Origin of the sequence: Bacteroides xylanisolvens XB1A (assembly GCF_000210075.1) — a bacterium.
Classification (GTDB): Bacteria; Bacteroidota; Bacteroidia; order Bacteroidales; family Bacteroidaceae; genus Bacteroides; species Bacteroides xylanisolvens.
This window is the reverse complement of the sequence record NC_021017.1, coordinates 5,052,776-5,054,237: the sequence shown is the minus strand read 5'-3', so window position 1 is coordinate 5,054,237 and position 1,462 is coordinate 5,052,776. Positions and strand designations below refer to the sequence as shown.

Annotated in this window: 2 protein-coding genes and 1 pseudogene; all 3 read right to left on the bottom strand. The window is 45.0% G+C overall.

The window, feature by feature from the left end:
* The coding region (locus tag BXY_RS19745) for a toprim domain-containing protein (RefSeq protein WP_243442507.1) at positions 1-479 on the bottom strand (479 nt) is incomplete at its 3' end.
* Positions 480-482: 3 nt separating this feature from the next.
* A pseudogene (locus BXY_RS23820) lies at positions 483-664 on the bottom strand (hypothetical protein); the annotation flags it as partial.
* Positions 661-1,462 (bottom strand): DUF3945 domain-containing protein (locus tag BXY_RS19740; protein ID WP_208946870.1); only part of this gene is annotated, 802 nt, incomplete at its 5' end. The pseudogene BXY_RS23820 and the gene BXY_RS19740, both read right to left, overlap by 4 nt.

Here is a 1,462-nt window from a genome sequence, read left to right as displayed (position 1 = left end):
TTATCATACAGGCTACCGGCTTTCAGGTTTTGCAGTCCCTCACGGATTGACTTGTCGGTAAGGCTGCTTATCCATAAACGGACAAAGGGCTTGTTGCATCCAATGTAATTGTAAATATATCTAAATATGAGTTCTCCCTCTCTCCCTGCATCGGTAGCGACAATTATCTTATCCGACTGGTCGAATACGTCTTTGATTACTTTTAGTTGTTTCAATGCGCCGGGGTCTGCCTTGTACCCTTTTTCCGCTTTCACTTGTCGGGGTGTAAGTTGAAAACTATCCGGGATAATAGGCAGACTTTCCCGGCGGAAACTCTGTATGCCGTATGCTTCCGGCATTGCCAAACCGACAAGATGGCCGAACGCCCAGGTAACGAGATACCCGTTACCTGAAAGATAGCCATCCTGTTTTTCACTCGCTCCTAAAATACGGGCAATGTCCCTTGCCACGCTTGGTTTTTCTCCGATTACTGCAATCATTCTAATTTTGATTTTAATTGTTTCCACTTCTTTTTGTCTTAGGATTTTCCGGTCATAGTAGATGTGATAGCCATCTACATAAATTGTCGGTTCTGCTCGTCTATGGCTTCCCAGTCTGTTTTGTAACAGACAAGGGTAAACAGGGCGAAACCGACAACCGGGATAAGGATTAACACCGCTATCATCTTTTGCGTCCCCTGCTCTGTTTGGGTTTGTCCGTCTGCTCCTGCTTCTCCTTTTTATCCTGCTTGGTTTTTTGCTTTTCAGTGGGCTTGTCCTGACCCTTTTTCAAGGGTTCTTTCACTTTCTTGGTGGCTTCGTTGGTCTTGCCTTCCGAATTGACCGCTACCTGTGTGCGGTTCTTGCTGGCGGGGGTAATTTCTTTCACGGCGGAACGGTCAAAGCTGGGATTGTCACTGTAAAAGCCTAACTTCTTCTTATCATGGTTCACCTGAATATAAGCATCATATTCGACCCCCCGCTTGTCTTTCAGTCCGGCAACAAAGATGGTTTTGTCATTGACTAAATCCTGCTGTTGCTGGCGGGATAACTCTATTCCTGAAATGCTTTTGGGAATGGTTACACCGTCACTGGTGACAAGGCTGTTCTGCTGTGTCTGTTTCTGCCCTTGCTCCTGTGACTGTTTGGCATTGGGATAGATAAATTCCAGACTTTTCTTGTCGGCATTGACCTGAACAGTTGCGGAAAAGGGATTTTTACGGTTGGAAATCATGTTTTCAAGGAATACGCCTTTTCCCTCCCGTAAGGCTTGTTTCTGTTCCTTGTTCAGTTTGACACCTTTTATTTCATCCGGTATTTGAACACTGCTTGCACGCATGGAAACCAGTTCATTCGTTACCTTATCCACACTGACAAAAGAAGGTATCATTTCTCCCGTGATATAGTTTTTCAGGTTTACTATCCGTCCCATGTTCCCCGTTTCAAGAAGATTGGCTTTATCCTCTTTGGAAAATTCATGTCCG